This window comes from Mesorhizobium sp. BR1-1-6 (genome assembly GCF_020165355.1).
Lineage (GTDB): Bacteria > Pseudomonadota > Alphaproteobacteria > Rhizobiales > Rhizobiaceae > Mesorhizobium.
The window spans coordinates 1-19041 of the sequence record NZ_JAIUHZ010000026.1 but is presented as its reverse complement, the minus strand read 5'-3'; the positions used below and the strand labels follow the sequence as shown (position 1 = coordinate 19041).

At 60.2% G+C, this 19041-nt stretch carries 20 protein-coding genes and 1 pseudogene; 6 read left to right on the top strand and 15 right to left on the bottom strand.

Going from position 1 to position 19041, the window contains the following annotated elements:
- Positions 1 to 120 precede the first annotated feature (120 nt).
- Positions 121 to 960: an ammonia-dependent NAD(+) synthetase gene (gene nadE / locus LB545_RS28520; RefSeq protein ID WP_140584563.1), complete on the top strand. Its 840-nt coding sequence runs from the start codon at positions 121 to 123 to the stop codon at positions 958 to 960.
- Between the two features lie 242 nt (positions 961 to 1202).
- Here nadE and LB545_RS28515 read toward each other — a convergent pair whose 3' ends face one another.
- Positions 1203 to 2126 (bottom strand): hypothetical protein, encoded by a 924-nt coding sequence (locus tag LB545_RS28515; RefSeq protein ID WP_140584562.1) that lies wholly within the window; start codon positions 2124 to 2126, stop codon positions 1203 to 1205.
- A 508-nt stretch (positions 2127 to 2634) separates the two neighbouring features.
- Here LB545_RS28515 and LB545_RS28510 point away from each other — a divergent pair.
- On the top strand, positions 2635 to 3693 hold the full coding sequence (locus LB545_RS28510) for a glycosyltransferase family 1 protein (protein ID WP_224706177.1): 1059 nt from the start codon (positions 2635 to 2637) through the stop codon (positions 3691 to 3693).
- A gap of 2 nt (positions 3694 to 3695) precedes the next feature.
- Positions 3696 to 4838: a UDP-galactopyranose mutase gene (gene glf, locus LB545_RS28505; RefSeq protein ID WP_140584560.1), complete on the top strand. Its 1143-nt coding sequence runs from the start codon at positions 3696 to 3698 to the stop codon at positions 4836 to 4838.
- Between the two features lie 73 nt (positions 4839 to 4911).
- Here the strand turns inward: glf and LB545_RS28500 are convergent, their stop codons facing one another.
- On the bottom strand, positions 4912 to 6090 hold the full coding sequence (locus LB545_RS28500) for a beta-glucosidase (protein ID WP_224706176.1): 1179 nt from the start codon (positions 6088 to 6090) through the stop codon (positions 4912 to 4914).
- 394 nt (positions 6091 to 6484) lie between these two features.
- Here LB545_RS28500 and LB545_RS28495 point away from each other — a divergent pair.
- Both LB545_RS28495 and LB545_RS28490 read left to right on the top strand, forming a co-directional pair.
- Positions 6485 to 7305 (top strand): annotated as a pseudogene (locus LB545_RS28495) (SIR2 family NAD-dependent protein deacylase).
- A 227-nt stretch (positions 7306 to 7532) separates the two neighbouring features.
- Positions 7533 to 8414, top strand: coding sequence for a manganese catalase family protein (locus tag LB545_RS28490; protein WP_140584559.1), 882 nt, complete (start codon positions 7533 to 7535; stop codon positions 8412 to 8414).
- A gap of 160 nt (positions 8415 to 8574) precedes the next feature.
- Here the strand turns inward: LB545_RS28490 and LB545_RS28485 are convergent, their stop codons facing one another.
- The 9 genes from LB545_RS28485 to LB545_RS28445 all read right to left on the bottom strand — a co-directional run bounded on the left by LB545_RS28485 (position 8575) and on the right by LB545_RS28445 (position 14846).
- Positions 8575 to 9054 (bottom strand): DUF2269 family protein, encoded by a 480-nt coding sequence (locus tag LB545_RS28485; RefSeq protein WP_140630190.1) that lies wholly within the window; start codon positions 9052 to 9054, stop codon positions 8575 to 8577.
- Positions 9054 to 10340 (bottom strand): SDR family oxidoreductase, encoded by a 1287-nt coding sequence (locus tag LB545_RS28480; protein ID WP_140584557.1) that lies wholly within the window; start codon positions 10338 to 10340, stop codon positions 9054 to 9056. Before LB545_RS28480 ends, LB545_RS28485 begins: the two co-directional genes overlap by 1 nt.
- 2 nt (positions 10341 to 10342) lie before the next feature.
- The gene (locus LB545_RS28475; protein ID WP_140584556.1) at positions 10343 to 10681 is read right to left on the bottom strand and encodes a hypothetical protein; all 339 of its coding nucleotides are present in this window, start codon (positions 10679 to 10681) and stop codon (positions 10343 to 10345) included.
- A gap of 34 nt (positions 10682 to 10715) precedes the next feature.
- Positions 10716 to 11234, bottom strand: a complete 519-nt coding sequence (locus tag LB545_RS28470) for a ferritin-like domain-containing protein (RefSeq protein WP_140562320.1) — start codon at positions 11232 to 11234, stop codon at positions 10716 to 10718.
- Positions 11235 to 11519: 285 nt separating this feature from the next.
- Complete coding sequence (locus LB545_RS28465; protein WP_224706175.1) at positions 11520 to 12437, bottom strand: NAD(P)/FAD-dependent oxidoreductase; 918 nt, start codon at positions 12435 to 12437, stop codon at positions 11520 to 11522.
- Positions 12438 to 12520: 83 nt separating this feature from the next.
- Complete coding sequence (locus tag LB545_RS28460; protein WP_224656178.1) at positions 12521 to 12865, bottom strand: SemiSWEET family sugar transporter; 345 nt, start codon at positions 12863 to 12865, stop codon at positions 12521 to 12523.
- 54 nt (positions 12866 to 12919) lie between these two features.
- Entirely contained in the window at positions 12920 to 13837 is a 918-nt protein-coding gene (locus LB545_RS28455) for a hypothetical protein (RefSeq protein WP_140562322.1), read from the bottom strand.
- Positions 13834 to 14229, bottom strand: a complete 396-nt coding sequence (locus tag LB545_RS28450; RefSeq protein ID WP_140562324.1) for a phage holin family protein — start codon at positions 14227 to 14229, stop codon at positions 13834 to 13836. Before LB545_RS28450 ends, LB545_RS28455 begins: the two co-directional genes overlap by 4 nt.
- Positions 14230 to 14270: 41 nt before the next feature.
- Complete coding sequence (locus tag LB545_RS28445; RefSeq protein ID WP_140584555.1) at positions 14271 to 14846, bottom strand: hypothetical protein; 576 nt, start codon at positions 14844 to 14846, stop codon at positions 14271 to 14273.
- Between the two features lie 513 nt (positions 14847 to 15359).
- Between LB545_RS28445 and LB545_RS28440 the strand changes: the two genes are divergently transcribed.
- Positions 15360 to 16394: an alpha/beta fold hydrolase gene (locus tag LB545_RS28440; protein ID WP_181171903.1), complete on the top strand. Its 1035-nt coding sequence runs from the start codon at positions 15360 to 15362 to the stop codon at positions 16392 to 16394.
- 25 nt (positions 16395 to 16419) lie between these two features.
- Here LB545_RS28440 and LB545_RS28435 read toward each other — a convergent pair whose 3' ends face one another.
- The 4 genes from LB545_RS28435 to LB545_RS28420 form a co-directional block, all read right to left on the bottom strand.
- Positions 16420 to 17244 (bottom strand): Ku protein, encoded by an 825-nt coding sequence (locus LB545_RS28435; RefSeq protein WP_140562330.1) that lies wholly within the window; start codon positions 17242 to 17244, stop codon positions 16420 to 16422.
- 36 nt (positions 17245 to 17280) lie between these two features.
- On the bottom strand, positions 17281 to 18003 hold the full coding sequence (locus tag LB545_RS31240; protein WP_411971095.1) for a hypothetical protein: 723 nt from the start codon (positions 18001 to 18003) through the stop codon (positions 17281 to 17283).
- Complete coding sequence (locus tag LB545_RS28425; RefSeq protein WP_181172046.1) at positions 18000 to 18461, bottom strand: hypothetical protein; 462 nt, start codon at positions 18459 to 18461, stop codon at positions 18000 to 18002. The genes LB545_RS31240 and LB545_RS28425 overlap by 4 nt, the downstream gene beginning before the upstream one ends.
- Before the next feature lie 388 nt (positions 18462 to 18849).
- Positions 18850 to 19041 (bottom strand): hypothetical protein (locus LB545_RS28420; protein WP_181172045.1); only part of this gene is annotated, 192 nt, incomplete at its 5' end.

Below are 19041 nucleotides of genomic sequence, written 5' to 3'. Positions count from 1 at the left end.
GCGCGTCGTCATCGGATCTTTTCGAGAACCGCTTCAGCTGGCAGACCGAGACGGTGACTGCCACCGGCCTTGTGGTATGGCGACTGGACAGAACGCTATGATGTCAGGAGGCAACTGCGCATGACCGACCAACAACTGATTATCGAAGCATTGGGAGTCTCGTCCAGTTTTGACGTCGCGCTTGAAGCGCGCCGACGCACCGACTTTCTCGGCACCTATCTGCGTGCCTCGAATCTCAACACCTACGTTCTGGGCGTAAGCGGTGGCGTGGATTCGCTTGCCGCCGCTCTTCTTGCGCAACGGGCGGTGGAGGAACTGCGAACGGCAGGATATGAGGCCAGATTCCTGGCCGTTCGGCTTCCATACGGCTTACAGGCCGACGAGAGCGACGCGCAGCGGGCACTGGATACAATACAAGCAGACGAAGTGCGCCGGGTCGACATCAAGCCCGCCGCCGACGCGATGCTGGATTCGATCAAGCTTGCGGGCACCGAACTCGGCGATGCCGGCCGAGAGGACACTTTGCTTGGCAACATCAAGGCTCGTGAGCGGATGATTGCCCAGTTTGCGCTTGCCGGCGCCACCCGAGGGCTGGTCATCGGTACCGATCATGCGGCCGAAGCACTGATGGGTTTCTTCACCAAGTTCGGCGACGGTGCTGCCGACATCCTTCCTCTTTCCGGGTTGAACAAGCGTAGGGTTCGCGCCTTGGCGGCGCATCTGGGCGCTCCGCCTCAATTAGTTGCCAAGGTTCCGACTGCCGACCTGGAGAACCTAATTCCGCTTCGCCCGGACGAAGATGCCTATGGCGTAACTTACGATCAAATCGATGACTTCCTTGAAGGTCGAGAGATCGACGAAGCCGCGCGCACGCGCATATTTCAAGCGCACGCCGGCACCGCACACAAGCGCGCGCTTCCAGTGGCGCCCGTCGCCTCGTCCGGTCCATCACGACAGTAGCCGGACTCTCGGGATGGATGCTCACTATTGCTGCGACCGCCGCCAGATCTTCCACGTCCGATCCGACAGCGTCAGGTGCCGAATCCCGCCCTCGGGCTCACTTGGATTCAGCGAATAAGTTGAGCCGTCCTATCGCGCGCAGTGCATCGGCGGTCGGCCCCGAGGGCGACTCTCGATCGAAACGAGCACTGCGTAGGGACGGTTGTCCGTCGCGGTGATGGCGCCTTTCCGGGCGCGCTGGGTTAAGCGACGTTTGAAAAAATCTGCTGATCCAGGTCGCACGTGGCCAGCCCATAGCGCCACCTGTGATTCGTTGCCTCGCGCCGGCTCTGATAGAACAGCGTCAGTTGCCGGCCCTCTATCATCACAGTCGAGTGCCCGTTCTCTCCCGGCTCGCCCGGATCCAGCACTGGGCCGACGGACACGTAAGGTCCTTCGACGCGATCGGCAATTGCGAAGAATACACGCTGGCGGCTGCCGCGCGGCCCCTCGGGCAGGAAGCAGGTTGCATTGAGCAGCACGCGTCCATCCGGCAACTCGACCAGTTGAGCGCCTTCGATGCCCCATTCATAGTCGGGATGCTCGCGTGCGTTGTGATGCGGAACGTCCAGGTGGTCCAGGATCTTGCCAGCGCGCTTCCATGGTCCGAACCAGGAGTCGGACTGGCTGCGTGCGAGATAGACGTCGGGTTGCGGGACCCTGCTGAATTTCGGCATTCCCGAGTAGACGATGTAGCGCTTGCCGCCGATGACCGCCGGATGGGGATCGTAGATGCCATCTTCATCGGTGTCCGGCAGGGATAATATCGCCGACGTCAAAACAACCCAGTGGAAACCATCATTAGACACCGCATGCTCGCACCGCCCACCCGACTTCATGAATTCGGTCTGGATGAACATGTGGAAAACCCCGCCTTCGTGGATGACACCGGGCGCCGCCACACCCGAGCCGGTGATCGGCAAGGCGATCGGTTCATGCTCGGTCCAGGGGCCACGCGGATCCGGCGCTGTGGCGTGCAGTATCTTCCATTCCTCGCTCGTGACGGTGCCGCTCGATCCGAACATGTGCCAAAGCGTCCCGTCGAATACGGGACAAGGGTCTTTCAGGTCGTCCACCTGCTGTGGGTGAAACAACGGAAAGACGTGCGATTCGAAATTGATCTTCATGTCCACAAACCTCGACCGCCTCTCTCAGCTTCCGACACCCAGGTCCAAACAAACTGATTCGAGGCGTTCGTATTCTAGCAGCGTCGGCTAACACGTGTTGATTTTCCCGCTGGCCTTCAACAGCTGGATAAGTGGCAAAGCGCCACGTTAGGGCGCCGCCGTAGTCCCAATTCCAGCGGATCTCATGCCGCATTCCGACACCTCCTGCGAAGCAGTCGGGCGACCCTGCCTCTGATCGTCGGGGCCGGCGATCGACCTACGCGGGTCAATTAATCCCGTTGGAACAACTTACTGAATCGCAAGTTAGATAGAACTGATGGGCATCAGATGGCAACGTGAAAAATTAACCTACGTTAATTTTCGCGGTTATAACTCGTATTAAAAGGGAAAATATATGGACATCGCGCTTTCAAAAACAAAAAAAAGCACTTCCCAGGCGTATAATTCAGTACTTATCTGCTTTTCACATCTCCGATGGAACTTTGTATTTCAAAGGCCACAGCACCTCATGACCCTCGCCGCCCGGCAGCAACAGGTAATTTACTTCGAAGAACCAGCCTTCGAAGATGTCCGCGGTCCCTTCATGCGCATGAACGACGTAGCTCCGGCAATCAGGGTTGTCACGCCGGTCGTCCCCATTGGAACATCAGCGACAAAGGTGGATGCGATCCAGCGAAGTTTCGTCAATGAACTCGTCGCGCCGGTTCCTCATGACCGGCTGATTGCCTGGTATTACACGCCAATGGCGCTGCGCTTCAGCAGCCATCTTCGCTGCAATGTGTGCATCTACGATTGCATGGACGAGTTGTCCGCCTTCCGGAACGCGCCCGCGGAACTGGCACAGCTGGAAAGGGAGCTGTTCGGCCGTGCCGATCTGGTCTTCACGGGCGGGCAAAGCCTTTATGAGGCAAAGCGCAGTCAGCATCGTTCGATCTTTCCGTTCCCAAGCAGCATCGATGCTGCTCATTTCAGCAGGGCGAGAGGGGGTGGCGACGAACCGGCCGACCAGGCAGGCATTCCCCATCCAAGGGTCGGCTATTTCGGCGTGATAGATGAACGGCTCGACATCGCCCTTGTGGGCCAGACGGCTGCGGCAATGCCCGACATCCAGTTCGTCATGCTGGGGCCGGTGGTCAAGATCGATTCGGCGATCCTGCCACGGGCAGGCAATTTGCATTGGCTCGGTCCCAAGAACTATGCCGACCTGCCGAGCTATCTCCGTCATTGGGCAGGCGGATGGATGCCATTCGCACTCAATGAGGCAACGCGATACATCAGCCCAACCAAGACCCCCGAGTTTCTTGCGGCCGGACTGCCGGTGATCTCCACCGCCATCGTCGATGTCGTTCGCACCTACAGTGCGGCGGGTCTCGTCGAGATCGTCGACGCCGACGATATTGCGATCAAGCTTCGCTGCATGCTGGCCCGCCCCAAAGACCTGCAGGTGAGGGAAGTTGATGCCTACCTCGCCGACAAGTCGTGGGAACGTACTTGGGATGCCATGGCCTCACACATCCAGGGTGTCCAGGCGATGAAAACTGTCGTTCCGCTGCGCAGGAGAGCCTGACAATGTTCGACTGGCTGATCGTCGGAGCCGGCTTTGCCGGCAGCGTGCTTGCCGAGCGCATTGCATCGCAACGCCGCGAAAGTGTCCTGCTCATAGACCGCAGAAATCATGTCGGCGGCAACGCCTATGACTGCTACGACGAAGCGGGACTCCTGATCCATCGCTATGGTCCCCACATCTTCCACACCAACGCGCAATCCATCGTCGACTATCTGTCGCAGTTCACGGCGTGGCGGCCCTACGAACATCGCGTCCTCTCTTCGGTAGACGGCAAACTGCTGCCCATTCCGATCAATCTCGACACGATCAATCGTCTCTACGGACTTGATCTCACCTCCGAGCAACTGGAAGAATTTTTCGCTTCGCGACGAGAAACGGTGGAGGAGGTCCGAACCGCCGAAGACGTGGTGGTCAGCACCGTGGGCAGGGAACTCTACGAAAAATTCTTTCGCGGCTATACTCGCAAACAATGGGGCGTGGATCCGTCCCAACTGAGTAAATCCGTAACGGCACGGGTGCCGACCCGCACGACCCGCGACGACCGCTATTTTGGCGATACGTTCCAGAACATGCCCGCCGGCGGCTATACGCGGATGTTCGAGCGGATGCTGGACAGGCCTGAAATCAAGGTGATGCTGCAGACCGACTATGGCGAGATACGCGACAAGATCGGCTTTCGGCAGCTGATCTATACTGGGCCGATTGATGAATATTTTGATTGGAGGCTCGGCCGTCTGCCTTACCGTTCCTTGCGGTTCGACCATATGACAGTGGATTGCGAACAATTCCAGCCAGTGGCGGTGGTGAACTATCCGCAGACGGAAAACTACACCCGCGTCACGGAGTATAAGCATCTGACAGGCCAACGGCATCCGAAAACCAGCCTCACCTACGAATACCCGACCGATATAGGCGATCCCTATTATCCTGTTCCGAGAGCCGAAAACGAGGAGCTGTACAAACGCTACGAGGCAATGGCGGACGCCTGCCCAAACGTCTGGTTCGTTGGACGGCTAGCGACCTACCGTTATTACAACATGGATCAAGTGGTGGGTCAGGCCTTGGCCACATTCGCGAGGATACAGAAGACCCTGCCGGCCTCGGCTTCGTTGGAGGCGCCGACATTTGCTGTGCTCGCGCCGTAACCATTTGCCGGACGAAGCCGAACGCGATGCCGTTCTACCCGACAGGCCCATGCTGCACGCGTGATGGCCGGGCTTACGCGAACAGAAGGCGCTGGCGCGCCAGCTCGTCCGCAACTGGCTGCCGGATGCTGCGCGAACCATCCGCGTGCACGGTAGAAAACAAGCCGACTTCGGCGTGGCGGGAATTGTCCCACCCCGGATAGGCTGTCACGGGATAAATGCAAATGCCTTGGATGGGGACGCCCAGCTTCATCGCGGCGCGGACCTCATCGCAGACATAATGCAGCCATGCTGGCCCGGCGGATCCTTCGGACCCGGTTTCAGCAATGAACATCGGCTTGCGGAACCTGTGAGCGACCTCGAGCAACATCTCGGACAGCGCCTGATATTCATGGTGGCCCATGGGAATGGTCGGACCGTTTAGATACCATTGGTTGTGAGGATAAAAGTTCAGGCCAATCACGTCGACAAGATCTTGGCTGCCGCCCAGTTCAGGCTCGACCTGTCCCATCAGCATCTCATACGCCTCGAACTGACCTCGCCGGGCGTTCTGCGCGCGTTGCTGTTCCGCTCGGCTGCCGTCGCGAGGCGCGATATGGATCAGCGGCTCAGCCCAGACGAATCGACAGTCGGGGTCGGCCTGTCGCATTGCACGGATGCCCGCGACCGCTGCCTTAACGAGATGCCGTTTGAACCATCCGCGCTTCTTTGGGCCGACACGCGGGAAGTAGCCGACTTCGACGGCCCAGGCAAAGAACGAGATTTCGTTGATTGGACAAAGCAGCGGAGAGGTGCCCGTGAAGGAGCGATGGAACCGCACGGCCTCCGCGGCAAAAGCGGCGTAGGCGTCGATGAATTCCTGCGATCCCTGATCGATGTGATCGGGCGACCCGTAATGAAAAACATCCCAGATCACCTGCACGCCAACGGCACGAGCCGCTTCGATCATGGCCGCCCAACTCGACCAGTCATAGATGCCCGGCGCCGTTTCGATCAGGTGCCAGCGCAACCCGTCTCGGATCGTTCGAAGCCCGAGCTCGGCACAGCTCCGGTAGTCCGCCAAGGCATGGATGTTGTGCGAGGTAGCGCGAACAAGATCGAGCCGGACACCGTCGTTCCGCCTGTGGGAGGAACATTCAAAGCCGGCCATGAAGAAGCTTTCGAAGGTTCGGCCGACCGCTCGGTGTTGACCACCGTCTACCACATCCTGGACCGGGCCGGATCGTTCGGTGGGGGCCGGCCTGGCCATCATGCTCTCTCGCGGGTCTGGCGATTTGCCCGTAGCTCGTTACAGTTCACGGTGCTACGCGATTCGTCGACAGGATCGGCTTCAGGATGCCGACTGGCGCGAGCCTCTGCTTGGCTTCTGTCCTGCTCGTCCATGCCGCGCTTGGCTGTGTGCGGCCAGGCTAGCCTACCCGAGTGTGCCGGCTCCTTGATTGTCATTGATGCATTTCTCCGCTGGCGATCGGCGCCGGAGCTAAACCGCGAGCACAATGCTTTGTTCCGGCTGCGCCCGTTACGAACCCCATGCGGATGATTGTTCCCCGGCGCGTCGCAAACCCCACGGCGGGTCACCGCCTGCACGAGAATGGAACCGGCGACCGTCCCGGTAGTTGGGATGATTATCGGTCAGAGGTTTGTCCATGCTTTCCCCCATCGAGGAGCTCGCGCGTTCCGTCAGGGAGCGGCGCGCGATCCTGTTCGTTGGGGCTGGCGTGTCAATGAGTGTCGGCCTGCCCTCCTGGCGTAAGCTCATTGATCATCTGGTCGAGGACCTGGGCATCGATCACGGCATCATCGCGCCGTCGGACGTCAGCTACCAGACCCTGGCGGAGTTCTACCGGTTGAAGCGGGGCACCATCGGACCGCTGCGAAGCTGGATGGATCGGAACTGGAGTGTCTCGCGTGAGAAAGTGAGACGTTCGGAGATCCACCGCCTGATCGTGGCACTGGACTTCCCGATCATCTACACGACCAACTACGATCGCAACCTTGAGGTCGCCTTCGAGGTCCATAGCCGCGACTACGTGAAGGTCGCAAACGCAAAAGACATCGCCAAAGCCAGCAACGGTATCACCCAGATCGTCAAATACCACGGCGACTTCGACGACGACTCCTCCCTCATTCTGGCCGAGACCGACTATTTCGACCGGCTGTCCTTCGATTCACCCCTGGATGTGAAATTCCGCGCGGATGCATTGGGGCGGACGATCCTTTTCATCGGCTACAGCAGTCGGATATGAACATCCGCCTGCTTTTGCACCGCCTGTGGCAGACCTGGAGGCTGTCCGGCTATGAGACCGACCGCCCCAGATCGTTCGTATTCATGCCTAGCCCGAGCGTCGTCCAGGAGGCGGTGCTGGGTCGATGGGGCATCGAAATGTTGAGCGAAGAGGCGGCTCAGCCTGAACAAGCGTTAGCAGCGTTTCTTTCCAAGCTGCTTGACGCCATGAGGGGTCCATGAGGGGGGACGAACCGGGCACCAGGGCCGCCTTGAGGGCGGGGTGAAGGCGATCACCCCGCGGATCGCTTCATCTTGGTCTTGCGCCAAACAACCGCGCCCTGCCGAAGCGGATTGCACACGTTTCGCGCACGCGCGTCCAACTCGACATGGTCAGGATAAATACTGTCGAACAGAAGGAACATCTGGTTCTGCGGTCGGTTGGGCGAGATCAACGGAGATAATATGAGATGTTTTACACCGACAAGAAATTGCAATTCCCTGTGCGCGTGGAAACGCCCAGCCCGATCTTTGCTCGTGCTTTGCAGCAGGCGATCGGTGGCGTCGAAGGCGAGATACGAGTTGCGCTGCAGTACTTCTTCCAGGCCTGGGGCGCGCGCGGCCCAAGCAAGTATCGGGACCTGCTGCTGAACACCGCCACTGAGGAACTCGCCCACATCGAGATGCTCGCGACGGCCGTGGCGTTGAATCTGGAAGGGGCGCCGCTGTCTTTGCAAGAAGACATTTCAGCCGATACGATCGGCGGCTCCGTGTTGAACGGCATGAACTTCCGCCACATCCTTTCCACCGGACTCGCGGCATTGCCGGAAAATTCAAACGGCGTGCCCTTCAATGCTTCACACGTCTACGCCAGCGGCAATCTCGCCGCCGACATGATCGCCAATGTCACGGCGGAAAGCAGTGGCAGAGTGCTTGCCACACGCCTCTACAATATGACCGACGATCCCGGCATGAAGGAGATGCTGTCGTTCCTGATCGCCCGCGACACGATGCACCAGCAGCAATGGTTAGCAGCCATCGAGGACATGGGCGGGCTCGCGGCTTCACTGCCGGTTCCCAATTCCTTCCCCCAGGAACAGGAACTTCGCGACGTCAGCTATGCATTCGTCAACTGTTTCGTCGACGGCGTGCCGCCGCCCGAGGGCCGTTGGTCGAGCGGCAAATCCATTGATGGCAACGGAGAGTTCACGACCGTCCCGGGCCAGCCGATGGGTGAGGAACCCATGCTTGGCTCCCCCCGCGCGGACAGCGGAGCACAGAGCGAACAGATCGGTTCTACCCAGGGCTCCAGTCGCGCCAGGGGGTCAGACGGCAACGGCGCTCGCGCCTAGTGACACCTTTCAGCTCAGGGCTGACGCCAACGCTTTCTCCCGTGCCGCCAATCCCGGGGGAAAGCACTCTATGGCGTCGCGCCTCTGCTCAGGGTGAAGAAGCCGTGTTGGCGGAACTCACCTGCTGCCCATCACTCGGCCAGCGAAACCATCGTCACCGTCAATCGAACAAATCGATGAGGGGACGCGTGATCATGAGCCAGAAGATGGCGAGCACGGCGGCGAAGGCTGGGAAGCCGAAGACAAACCACAACCGAAACAGCTTGTTGTATCGCTCCGGCGGCGGGTCGCCAGATGTGGCGGCGCGCGCCGCCAGATTGCGCATCTCCATCTGCATCCAAACAACCGGCAGCCAGAACAGGCCGGTCACGACATAAAGCACAATCGACAGCACGATCCATCCCTCCCTCAGTGAATAGCCAGCCTGCCAGGCAAGGGCTACCCCGGTGATCGGCTGCGCGACGACGGCAGTCGCGGTAAAGAGGAAATCAGCGACAACCACGATGCGGGCAACTGCCGCGATCGTTGCGGCATTGCCGGTCCGGTGGGCGAGGAGCATGAAGAAGGCGATCCCCGCCCCTGTCCCAAGCAGCACGGCTGCGCCGATGACGTGCAGATATTTGACCACGAAATAAAGCATCAGCGCTCCTCCAGGATCGCCAGCGCAACGAAGTGCAAAGCGAGGATCGGCAGGATCTTCATCAGCGGGCCGAGTGGCTCGTTCCAGAGATCCGGACGCAGGATGGTGCCGGCGATGGCATAGAACAGCGAGATCGCGATCGCACCCCAAAGACCCGGGCGGCTTGTCGGCCGGAAGGCAATTAGCGCGCCGACAGCCGCGTCGGCGATTGCACCGGCCACGACCGCGGCCTCGGCGTGGGGCGCCACCGCAGTGCCGATCAGCAGTTCGACGCCATTACGCCAGCCTGTCGTGAGCGAGATGATGCCGGTCATGATCCAGAAGAATGGCAGCACAACGAAGATCGCCGGCTTGATGAAATAGAGCCCGGCAAACCATCGCTCCTGGACCGTTGCCGGATCTGCCGCCAATGCTGATGCGAGGCTTGCCGGGTGAATGCCTGTCGTCGCGATCCAAGGCTGCGGATCACCGACAGCGCCTCGCGTGATTTCTTTTTGCGCATTGCTGCGGATCGGCGGTCGCCAGCCGAGCCATCCAGCCAGATCGCCCAGACGATAGAGGCCTCTCGCCGCCCAGCCAGGCACGGTGAATACGGTTGCCTTTTTCCATCCGAACCACTGGCGGTAACGACTGATGAGCTCTGTCATGGTGAGTGCCTCCGGCCCCGCAAGTTCCAGCGTCAAGCGAGTAGGACTCGCGGGCTGGAGGAAGAAAAGAACGGTGGAGACAATGTCATCGAGCTGAACGACTTGCAGGCGGCCGGTATTGGGCATGGCCAGCAACAATGGCAGCGCGGCCAGCCCACGCAACAATGCGCTTGCGCCAAAGACGCCGCGCCCCAGCACCACCGAGGGACGCAGGATCACCCAGCCGACATCGAGCGCCATCAATGCCTTGTCGCCGGCCAGCTTGCTGGCGGAGAAGGCGGACGGCTGATCGCGGTCGACACCGATCGCCGAGAAGTGGATGACCGTCTTGATGCCGGCCCGTTCGCAGGCCCTGAAGAGAGCGGAAGCGGCGATGGCATGGACCTCCTGAACCTTTTCCCGCGCGTTGTCCTGCAGAACGCCGGCGCAGTTGACGACGGCATCGACGCCTGAAAGAGGGGAACTCCAGTCCTCCGGTCGGACCGCCTCCGTCATGTCCAAAATGACGTCCGAACTTTTCGAAGAGCCGGCAGGTCGGGAGCGGCGGAGCACGCGCCGTACTTCGTGTCCCTCCGCCTCCAGGCGCGCGCATAGTGAGGCGCCTATCAAACCTGTAGCGCCGGTGACAAGGATCTTCATCCCTAGAGCCCGGCCAGCACCGGCGCTCGAGCCTCCGGCGGCCTGTTTGCCGGAAGCACGTCTTGTTCGTCGAAGGCCCATTTGTGGCAGGACCAGTACCATGTCCGGTCGACCGGGTTCCAACCGTCGATGCAGCCGGCAATCGAACCGTCTGCCGCCTCGCTGATAGCGAGTTGCTCGCCATCATGGTTGATCACCCGGCCGTCGCCTGGGTCGATCTCATCGATCTCAACAGCTTTGGTGCGACGTTCGAACAGGAGCTGTCTTTTGCTCGACGCCGGTTCCGCGGACATAGGCGCGGCCGCTGCTTGGTCAAGCGCCATCAATTGCCGGACATCCATGACGGACCTCCTCGGCGTGATCCAGTGCGGCTATCTAGGCCGCCTTTTGCATCGCTCTCTCGTTCACACCGGCCTCCCCGAGTTGCGTCAGTGCTTCATCGGTCGCCTTCTCCTCCTTGAGCGACTGTTCAAGCAGCGGAACGGCGTTTTTCAGCCCAAGCAAACCGGCCCAGGTGATCAGCGTTCCATAACGGGCGATCTCATAATGCTCGACGGCTTGCGCGGCGGCCACGAGCCCGGCATCCAGGGCTGGAGCCTGTTGAAAATCCTCCAGGATCTCCTGCCCTTCTTTTATGATGCCGTCGATTGCCGGGCAGGTCTTTCCCTGTGCCCGCTTGCCGAGGATCTCGAACACCTGCTGCAGACGCTCGATCTGGCCTTCCGTCTCATCGCGATGCTTCTCAAAGGCAGCAATCACCTTTTCGGATTCAGCTCCCTTCGCCATCTTCTTCAAGGCGGAAAGGATTTTGCGCTCAGCGTAGTAGATATCCTTCAAGCCGTCGTGGAAGAGATCCTCAAGTCCCTTTGTCTGCGAAGCTTTCTTGGTTGCCATCCTCATCTCCTGCTTGAAAGCGCGCCGGGCGGCACCCCGTTCAAACGAGGCGGCTCCTTGTTTGTTCCGCCGTTTTTCCCCAGCAGACGCCGGCACCCCGTCGGTTGCGAATAAGCGGCATCGACGGCAGTGCCTGAATGCGCACACAATTGGTGTTGTCTCGCCAATGCCGCATTGAGGCTCTTACGGCGCCAATGGGGCACCAGGATGCCGGGGAAGCGACGAATATCCCCGCGAGGGCTGCGCCACGCGCCATCCTGTACGACTGAACGAGGGCGGACCTGTTCACTCGTTTTGCGCAAGATAGCTGTGCATATCGGTTGCGGCGATCGCCGCGTGTCCGAAGGCGACCGCGACCTGGTTGATTTCGTCAACCACATCGCCTGCGGCGTAGAGGCCCGCAATTGCGGTTCGCTGGCGCGAATCCACGACAAGATTGCCGATTTCGTCACATTCCGCGCCGAGGTTGGTGGCCAGCTTCGATCGCATCGTGCAGCCCAATGCGGGATAGATGGTATCGAAAGACAGCGTGTTTCCGGCAACGAGCCTGATGGTCGCCTGATGGCCGGCAGAGCGGATCGAGCCCGGGAGGCACGCGTGCACCTTGATTCCAGCCTTTTTGAGCAAGGCGTCGGCGGCGGGGTCGAGTCGAGTTGTCGTCTCCACCAACATGGTGACGTCACTTGTGTAGCTTCGCATAAACAACGCCTTCTTCATTGCGTGATCTGCCGGGCCCATCACCGCAACCCGTCCGTCGATGACCTCGTAGGCGTCACAGATCGGACACAGCCGCAACGTGCCGGCCTTGATCATATCGGCGGCGTCGGGCGTGTCTGGAAGCGTATCGACAATACCGGTGGCCATGAGCACCGCGCGAGCCCGAATGGGAACCGATGCCGTGGCGATGAAATCGGTCCCACCCCGCTTAATGTCGTGGATCGTATCGTCCACGAGATCGACTCCGCTCAGCAGTGCCTGCTGCCGCAGACGATCAAGCAGCTCAACACCGGCAATACCGTCAGGAAACCCGGGACAGTTGTGGGTTACCGGTATCCACTTTGCGCGGCTTTGGCCGGCATCCACAAGGACGATCCGGCGCCGAAAACGCCCCAGGTAGGTCGCGGCGGTCAGGCCGGCCGGTCCGCCGCCGATGACCAGGCAGTCGTATGATTCGCCAGGACGGATTTCATCGTCTGAAACCACAAGAGAACTCCCGACATGAGCGCGTCATTCCTGGCTGCCACCGCTGAGCGCCTCGTAAACCTCAGAACGCAACCAAACGAAGATCATCGCTCAGTCCTTGAGGCAGCGGGATCCAGCACGTCCGCGACCGCGTCCTTCTTCGCGCGAGGAAGGAGCGTCATCAGAAGAATGAATGCCGAGAGAACGAGACAGGCGGCGTTTGTGATGATGATCGGCCACTCGCCTTTCATGGACCCGAAGATGAGCCAGAGGGCGAACCCTGCTGCCGTAATCGCATACATAGGCGCGGAGATACTGCCCGTGTCTCGCGTCTTTATGATCTTCCAGGCTTGCGGCGTAAAGCTCACCATCGAACATAGTGCCGCGAGATAGCCGACCAGTGTCTCAGTTTCCATGCAATCAAACCGTCGGCGCGCGGTTTTGTTCACGACGGGTGTCTCTAAGTTCAATTTGACCGCTGCCCTGGCACCCTGCAGATGGCTTTAGGGCTTGGCCGTGGAGGACTGATCCGATTCGGGAAGTCGATCTCGAACAGCCTTTTCGGTAGTTTTTGCGGTGGCCTTGACGACCTCACCGACCTTACCGGCTAACGTGTCGGCGGTGCCGCTCGAGCCCTGCCGGTCCGCCTCGCTCTTGACTGTCTCGTAAGCTTCGGCAGCGATCTCTTTCGCTTGCTCCACGCTGTCCTCTAAAGCACTGTTGGCGCTGCCAAGTAGTTTGTCGCGATAGCCGCCGAGTTGCTCGTCTTCCATGGCTGTGCGAGGCAGAAGCACGCCTATAGCCGTACCCGCCGCCAGGCCGAGGACGGCAAGTGCCAGTGGTTCGCGCTCAAATAGTTCCTGCGCGGTTCGACTCGCCTGCACAACCATATCACCCGCACTGGAGCCAAGCTGCCCCACGGTGTTTACAACCTTATCCTTGGTCTCGCCAGCCGCAGTTGCCACCGCTTCGCTTGCATTGCTCGCATTCGCGCCAACGGTACCGCCGGCATCCGAGAGCATCTCTGCGACCGCCGATGGTCCACCATTGGGGATCTCTTGTCCGGAACTCAGCCCTTCCGCAGCCCCCGTCACATCGCTGACCCCGAACGTCCCCCCATCCGTGTCGGCCTGATTGTTGACAGCCTGGGTTGCAGGAGAGCCACCCGCCGAAGCACCGCTGCCAAGCATCAGCCAAGCCAGGCCGGTTCCAACCAGCATCAGGGCCAAAGGGTTGTCGCTGACTTGGGTCTGGAATCTGCTGAGGGCGGCGGTCCCTGCGCCGCCAGCAAACAACCCGGTGAACTCGTCGATCAACTGACCGGGTGTCATTTTGCTGCGGATGGATTCGGCGGTATCGACGACCGCTGCGCGGGCAATCTCGGCTTCGCGTTCGAGTTCGGCTGCCGATTTCTCGCTCATCTCATTTGTCCTTTGATCACACGCGCATCGCTCTTGAGTTGTTCTTGTGTGCGGTCAGGAGCCAATCCGGAAGGCGCAATGCCGGCCATTCCCGTGCGAAGGAGAATCACCCCCAGGATCGCCACGACGACACCGACGAGCAGCGAGGCCCACCCTGCCCCAAGCCCTGCCTTCGCCAAAGCGATCACGAGGGCTTGGAGCAGTACCACCAGCGATGCCAGCAAGCACACGGCACCGCCTACGACTTCGACCGCGCCGTGCCCGGCTTTGCTGACGTTTTCGGATATTTCGGCCCGCAGAAGCCTTGTTTCGGTCTGTAGCAGGGTCGTCACTTGCTGTGTGAGGTCGCTCACAAGGCTCGCGAGACTGCGGCCGTCCTGATCGTTGTTCATCGGTCATGCTCCGTGCTCGGCCAAGAAAGTGGCTGCATTCGTTATGACGTGAGGTCGTCCCGTGGAGAGCTGCCTGTGGTCTTCGGGCGCCTCACAGTCTTTGGGGCGCTACTGCTTTTCAGCCGACCGTCCGCTTCGCTCGAATCAGCGGGTGGCGAGCTTTTGATGAAGCGTCCCAGAGCCAAACCGGCGAGAACCGAGCCGGCGATAAGCACTCCAGAGTTTTCGCGCCCGAATGACCTGACCTCGCCTAACACTTGTTCGACTGGTTTGTCGCGCAACGAGGACGAGAGGCGCTCCAGCCCGCCAGCGGCAGTAAGCACGACCTTCGAAACGGTGGCTTGATCGCTGTTGGCCAGATGCTCACTTGCCGCCCGCAGCGCGCCCCCAAAAGCAGCTAAGCTCGCGCTCATGTCGCGCTGCGTTTCCTGCGCCTTCCCTAACAACGCCTCCTGCGCTTCAGACGTGTACTCGCCAGCTTTGCTTACGACTTCGTCACTGGCGTCGTGAATTAACCGGGTGGCATTTTGGGTTTCTTCCTGGAGCCGGTCGGAGAGCTCGCTCTTTGCCGTATCGAAATCGGATGCTGGACGTCCTGGATCGCCTTCGCGTTGCATAATGGCTCCTAGTGAAAACCGAGGAAGGAGAGAATTGCCAGCACGACTACAACGAGGCCTATCAGATAAATGACGCTGTTCACGGCCTGATTTCTCCATTTTCGTCGAAAGCAAACACGCTGAACCGCGCGATGTTCCATTAGCCAAAACTTTTTTAGCTCCCTTAGATTTACAGACCCCCTGCGAGGGTTGATCGTGCGAGTTGAACGCGAGCACGTCGCCAGGTTTGGAGCCTAAGGGTTACTCGTCACCGGCGCTCTTTGGCTATCCAGTCTGTGGAAACGGCTGGCAAGACTAACGCCTCCTCCGGCTGTCATTTGACCTTCCGCGGGCACAATCTCGAAGAGCCCTGGGCCGAGGTAAGCCCGTAGCCTCGTTCGAAGGTCAGGCGATCAGGGGCCCGGAACAACCGTGTGGCGTCTCGGTTCGGATGGCGAAAAATGGTGAGCCTTTGGGGTGCGACGTCCCAGCGGATTCGCCAGTCGCCTCAACCTATGCAAGGAGCACGGCAGCTTGTCTTTCCGGTTTCAATTCTCACTGAAACGATCATCACGCGTCTGGGTCGGCGGCCTGGTTGCGGCGGTGGCCTTGCTAGCGTTGAACAATCGAGCAGCGACCAAGCAAGCGCTTTCCGTCCGCGCGAAAGGAAGGACCATAGAGGTCGACGGTGTCCGCCTTCGATATGTCGAGGCTGGAAGCGGCAGGGACCTGGTTCTCCTGCACGGGAACGGTTCCGCCGCTGAGGATTTTCAAACCAGCGGCCTGGTAGACAAGGCAGCCAAGCGTTATCGCGTCATTGTCTTCGACCGTCCAGGATTTGGCGGCAGTACACGACCGCGCGATCGTCTGTGGACCGCCGCGGCCCAAGCGGATCTGCTCCGGAGCGCCACGCAGAGGATCGGGGCAGACAATCCTATCGTTCTTGGCCATTCCTGGGGGGCATCGGTCTCCCTCCAGTGGGCGGCCCGGTATCCGGACGAGATTGGTGGCGCGGTTCTCCTCTCCGGCTATCATTTCCCTTCCCCCAGGTTCGATGCCCTGCTTGCCGCCCTGCCGGCACTGCCGATCGTGGGAACCATTATCTGCCACACCGTCCTGCCGCCCGTCGTCAGGCTGATCTGGCCCGTGTTGATGCGCCGCCTGTTCAGGCCGCAACTTGTCCCGCCAGAGTTTTCCGAGGCCTTGCGAGGTCTGGTCACTGCACCGTCTCACCTGCGAACGACCGCGGCGGAGTCTGGTCTGCTGATCCCCGTTGCCGCATTAGCCCCCAAGACCGCAGGGAGGACAAACGCGACGATAGGTATCATGGCCGGCGAAGCCGACAGCCTGCTCGACACCAGCTATCATTCGCAACGCCGGCACAGGGCCTTACCGGGCTCGATGATACGCATCGTTGCAGGTGCGGGTCACATGGTTCATCATGCAGCGCCGCATCTTGTGCTGGAGATGGTGGACAGCATCGCGGCTGCCGGATCGCCGTCACCTGAAAAAGCTTCACACTCTGCTCCTGACTCGAGCGGAAGCCTCGAGCCCGACCGGCCAATCTAAACAGCGCGGCGTTCAGATGGCGCGACTATGCCGATTTTCGCCCGGCTTTGCTTTTGGGACGGTCCTTGATGCCTTCCTTGGCGAGACTCTTGCGAAGAACCGACGCCAGATCGATAACGTTCTCCTTCGGCGGGGGCACCGGTTTGGGCGGCTGCTTGCCCTTGCGTTTTGCGTCGATCAACGCGATGAGCGCATCCTCGTAGGTGTCTTCAAATTTCGACGGATCAAACTTGGTCACTTTTTTGTCGATCAGCAGGCCTGCGATTTCGAGCAGTTCCTGATCGTATTCGTGGCTTTTCAGGTCTTTGAATACGGTCTCTTCCGAGATCATTTCGTCATGGGTCCGCAACTCGGTAAGCAGCATTCCCTTGCCATATGGCTGTATCACGACTTCGCGCCCGCGTTGGTACAGCACCACGCAGGACCGCGCCGCCACACCCTTCTTGGCCATCGCTTCGCGCAGCACTGAGAAGGCCTCGGTGGAGGCGCCGTCGGCAGGGATCAGGTAATAGGGCTTTTCCAGGTAGCGCGTCTCGATATCCTTGATGGCGACAAACTCGTCGACCTCAAGCGTGTGCTCAGACGTCATCTTGAGCTTTTTGATCTCGTCCGGTTCGACCTTGATGAAATCGCCCGCGTCTGCCTCGTAGCCTTTGACTTGGTTTTCGCTATCGACGACATCGCCCGTCTCTTCGTCAACATAGGCAGCCTTGACGGGCAATCCATCTTTCCGATTCAAAATCTTGAAGTGGATTTTCGATGCCTCACTGGTTGCACCCACAAGCTTCACTCCGCACGACACGGACCCGACTTTCAGAAACCCTTTCCAAACTGCTCGTGGGGCCGCCATGCAGTCCTCCTGTCGCGCCGATCCTTGGCACAAACGTCAGCCAGATCGTTCCGTTCCGCCCGCCTGATCAGCATCGACGCGCACGATCGCATCACGGATCGTGCAATCGAGGCGGCCGACCTCCTCATCAATCTCGTCGCGCTTGATGCCAAGCGCTTTTGCGTCCGCGATCAGCTTATGGATCAGTTCGTTGATGACGATTACATCCGCCTTCGCCGTCTCCGGAACGTTGTTCGACAGCCATTGGCGGAGGAAGTTCATGCCCCGGGTGCTCATGCCCCCAACAAGCTTTGAGCCTTTAATAGGTTCCGCTTTATATTGACGAACCGGAGCACCGACCCTGAGTATCGGGAGAGCTTGTAGATCGCTGCGAAGAAGCAGCCCAATTAGCAAGAAAGAGACAACCGTGTTGACCGTGCTGAGCACCAGTTCGTCGAACGGCAGGTGGTGATTGATGACTTCGCTTAGCGCAGTGATCGCTGCGCTTGCCGCCAGCGATACCATCAGCACGAAACCCAGTGCGGCAACCAGGCCGAGACTTGCCGCACGCACCCGCACCAGGCGCGAAAGCGACAGGCCGTCGGTTTTTACCTTCCAGATGTCGTTCAGCGACTGTTGTATCTCACCAAATAGATGTCGAGGCGAGGAAGCGACGGAACACCGTGGAGCAGCGCTTCTGCCTCGCAACCTCAATACTGCCGGGGCACAATGGATATATCGCTTGTCCCGGCAATACACGTGCACACCCCAGTCGCTCAAGCTAGAGAGCCGGCCTCCCCTTCCTTCCGCCGCCTCCAAGCCAGATCGCCACGGCCAGCAATGCTGCCGGCACCGCAATGCGCCACCAACATTGCGGTCGTTGCTGTTGCTATTGCCGCCGGCGAAGCCACCGTGCGCAGCCACTGTGCCAACGCCGCCGCCATTGCAGCAGCCACCGGTCCCGCCCAGTCCGCTACCGCCGCCGCCAAAACCGTCGGACCCAGCTGTACCGCTACCGCCGCCGCCACCGCCCAGTCGAGGCCGACATCGACCGCACCGTCGCCGCCCTTGCCGACCAGTGCCTTGGCATTGGCGATGGTGAGATCGTTGATCGCGACGTTGCCGGACTGCACGAATACGCTACAATGCTGGTTGTCGCCGGAGAGCGTGTGGTTGCCGCCGATGACGGTCACGTCCTTCTGCATGATCGGCAGGTTGGCACGCAAGGTGCTGTCCATGGGTGAACGTGATGCTGTCGCCGTCGTGGGCGTGGATGATAGCACTCCTGAGATCCGTCTCGTCTTGGACAATCCAGTCGGTGGCTCTTGCCGGAAACGCTGTCCACAGCGTGCCTGCTGTTAGAAGGATGCCAGCGTCAGGCGTGTTCCCGACGTCGACAGACAGGTTTGCCCAAGCAGGGCAGCCGTCAAGCGAGTCCGCGTGACATCGACTTTTCTACCCATCTGCCCGGCTCCCGGAATCCCCCGAATTGGAGGATCTTAAAACCGATTCTTTGCCCTCAGACGGTCCAACCCGACCGGCAAAATCGACCGCATCTCGGCTGCCCCGATGGCCACGGGTATTGTTTGTCCGCCTGCAACTTCGTAGGGCCATGGACACCATCGTTCACCAGGTGATGCCGAGCTTGAGCTTGCCGGAATAGCTCTTCACGTTGCCGGAGAACTCGCCCTGGAAGGTGGCTGCGGCGAAGACGCCGGAGGGAGAGGTGTATTGGGCGCCGGCGTCGACGAGCAGGGCGTTGCGGTTGGGCTCGGCGCCACCGATGGTGAAGCTGCTGGCGGGAAGAGCCTGGAAGCC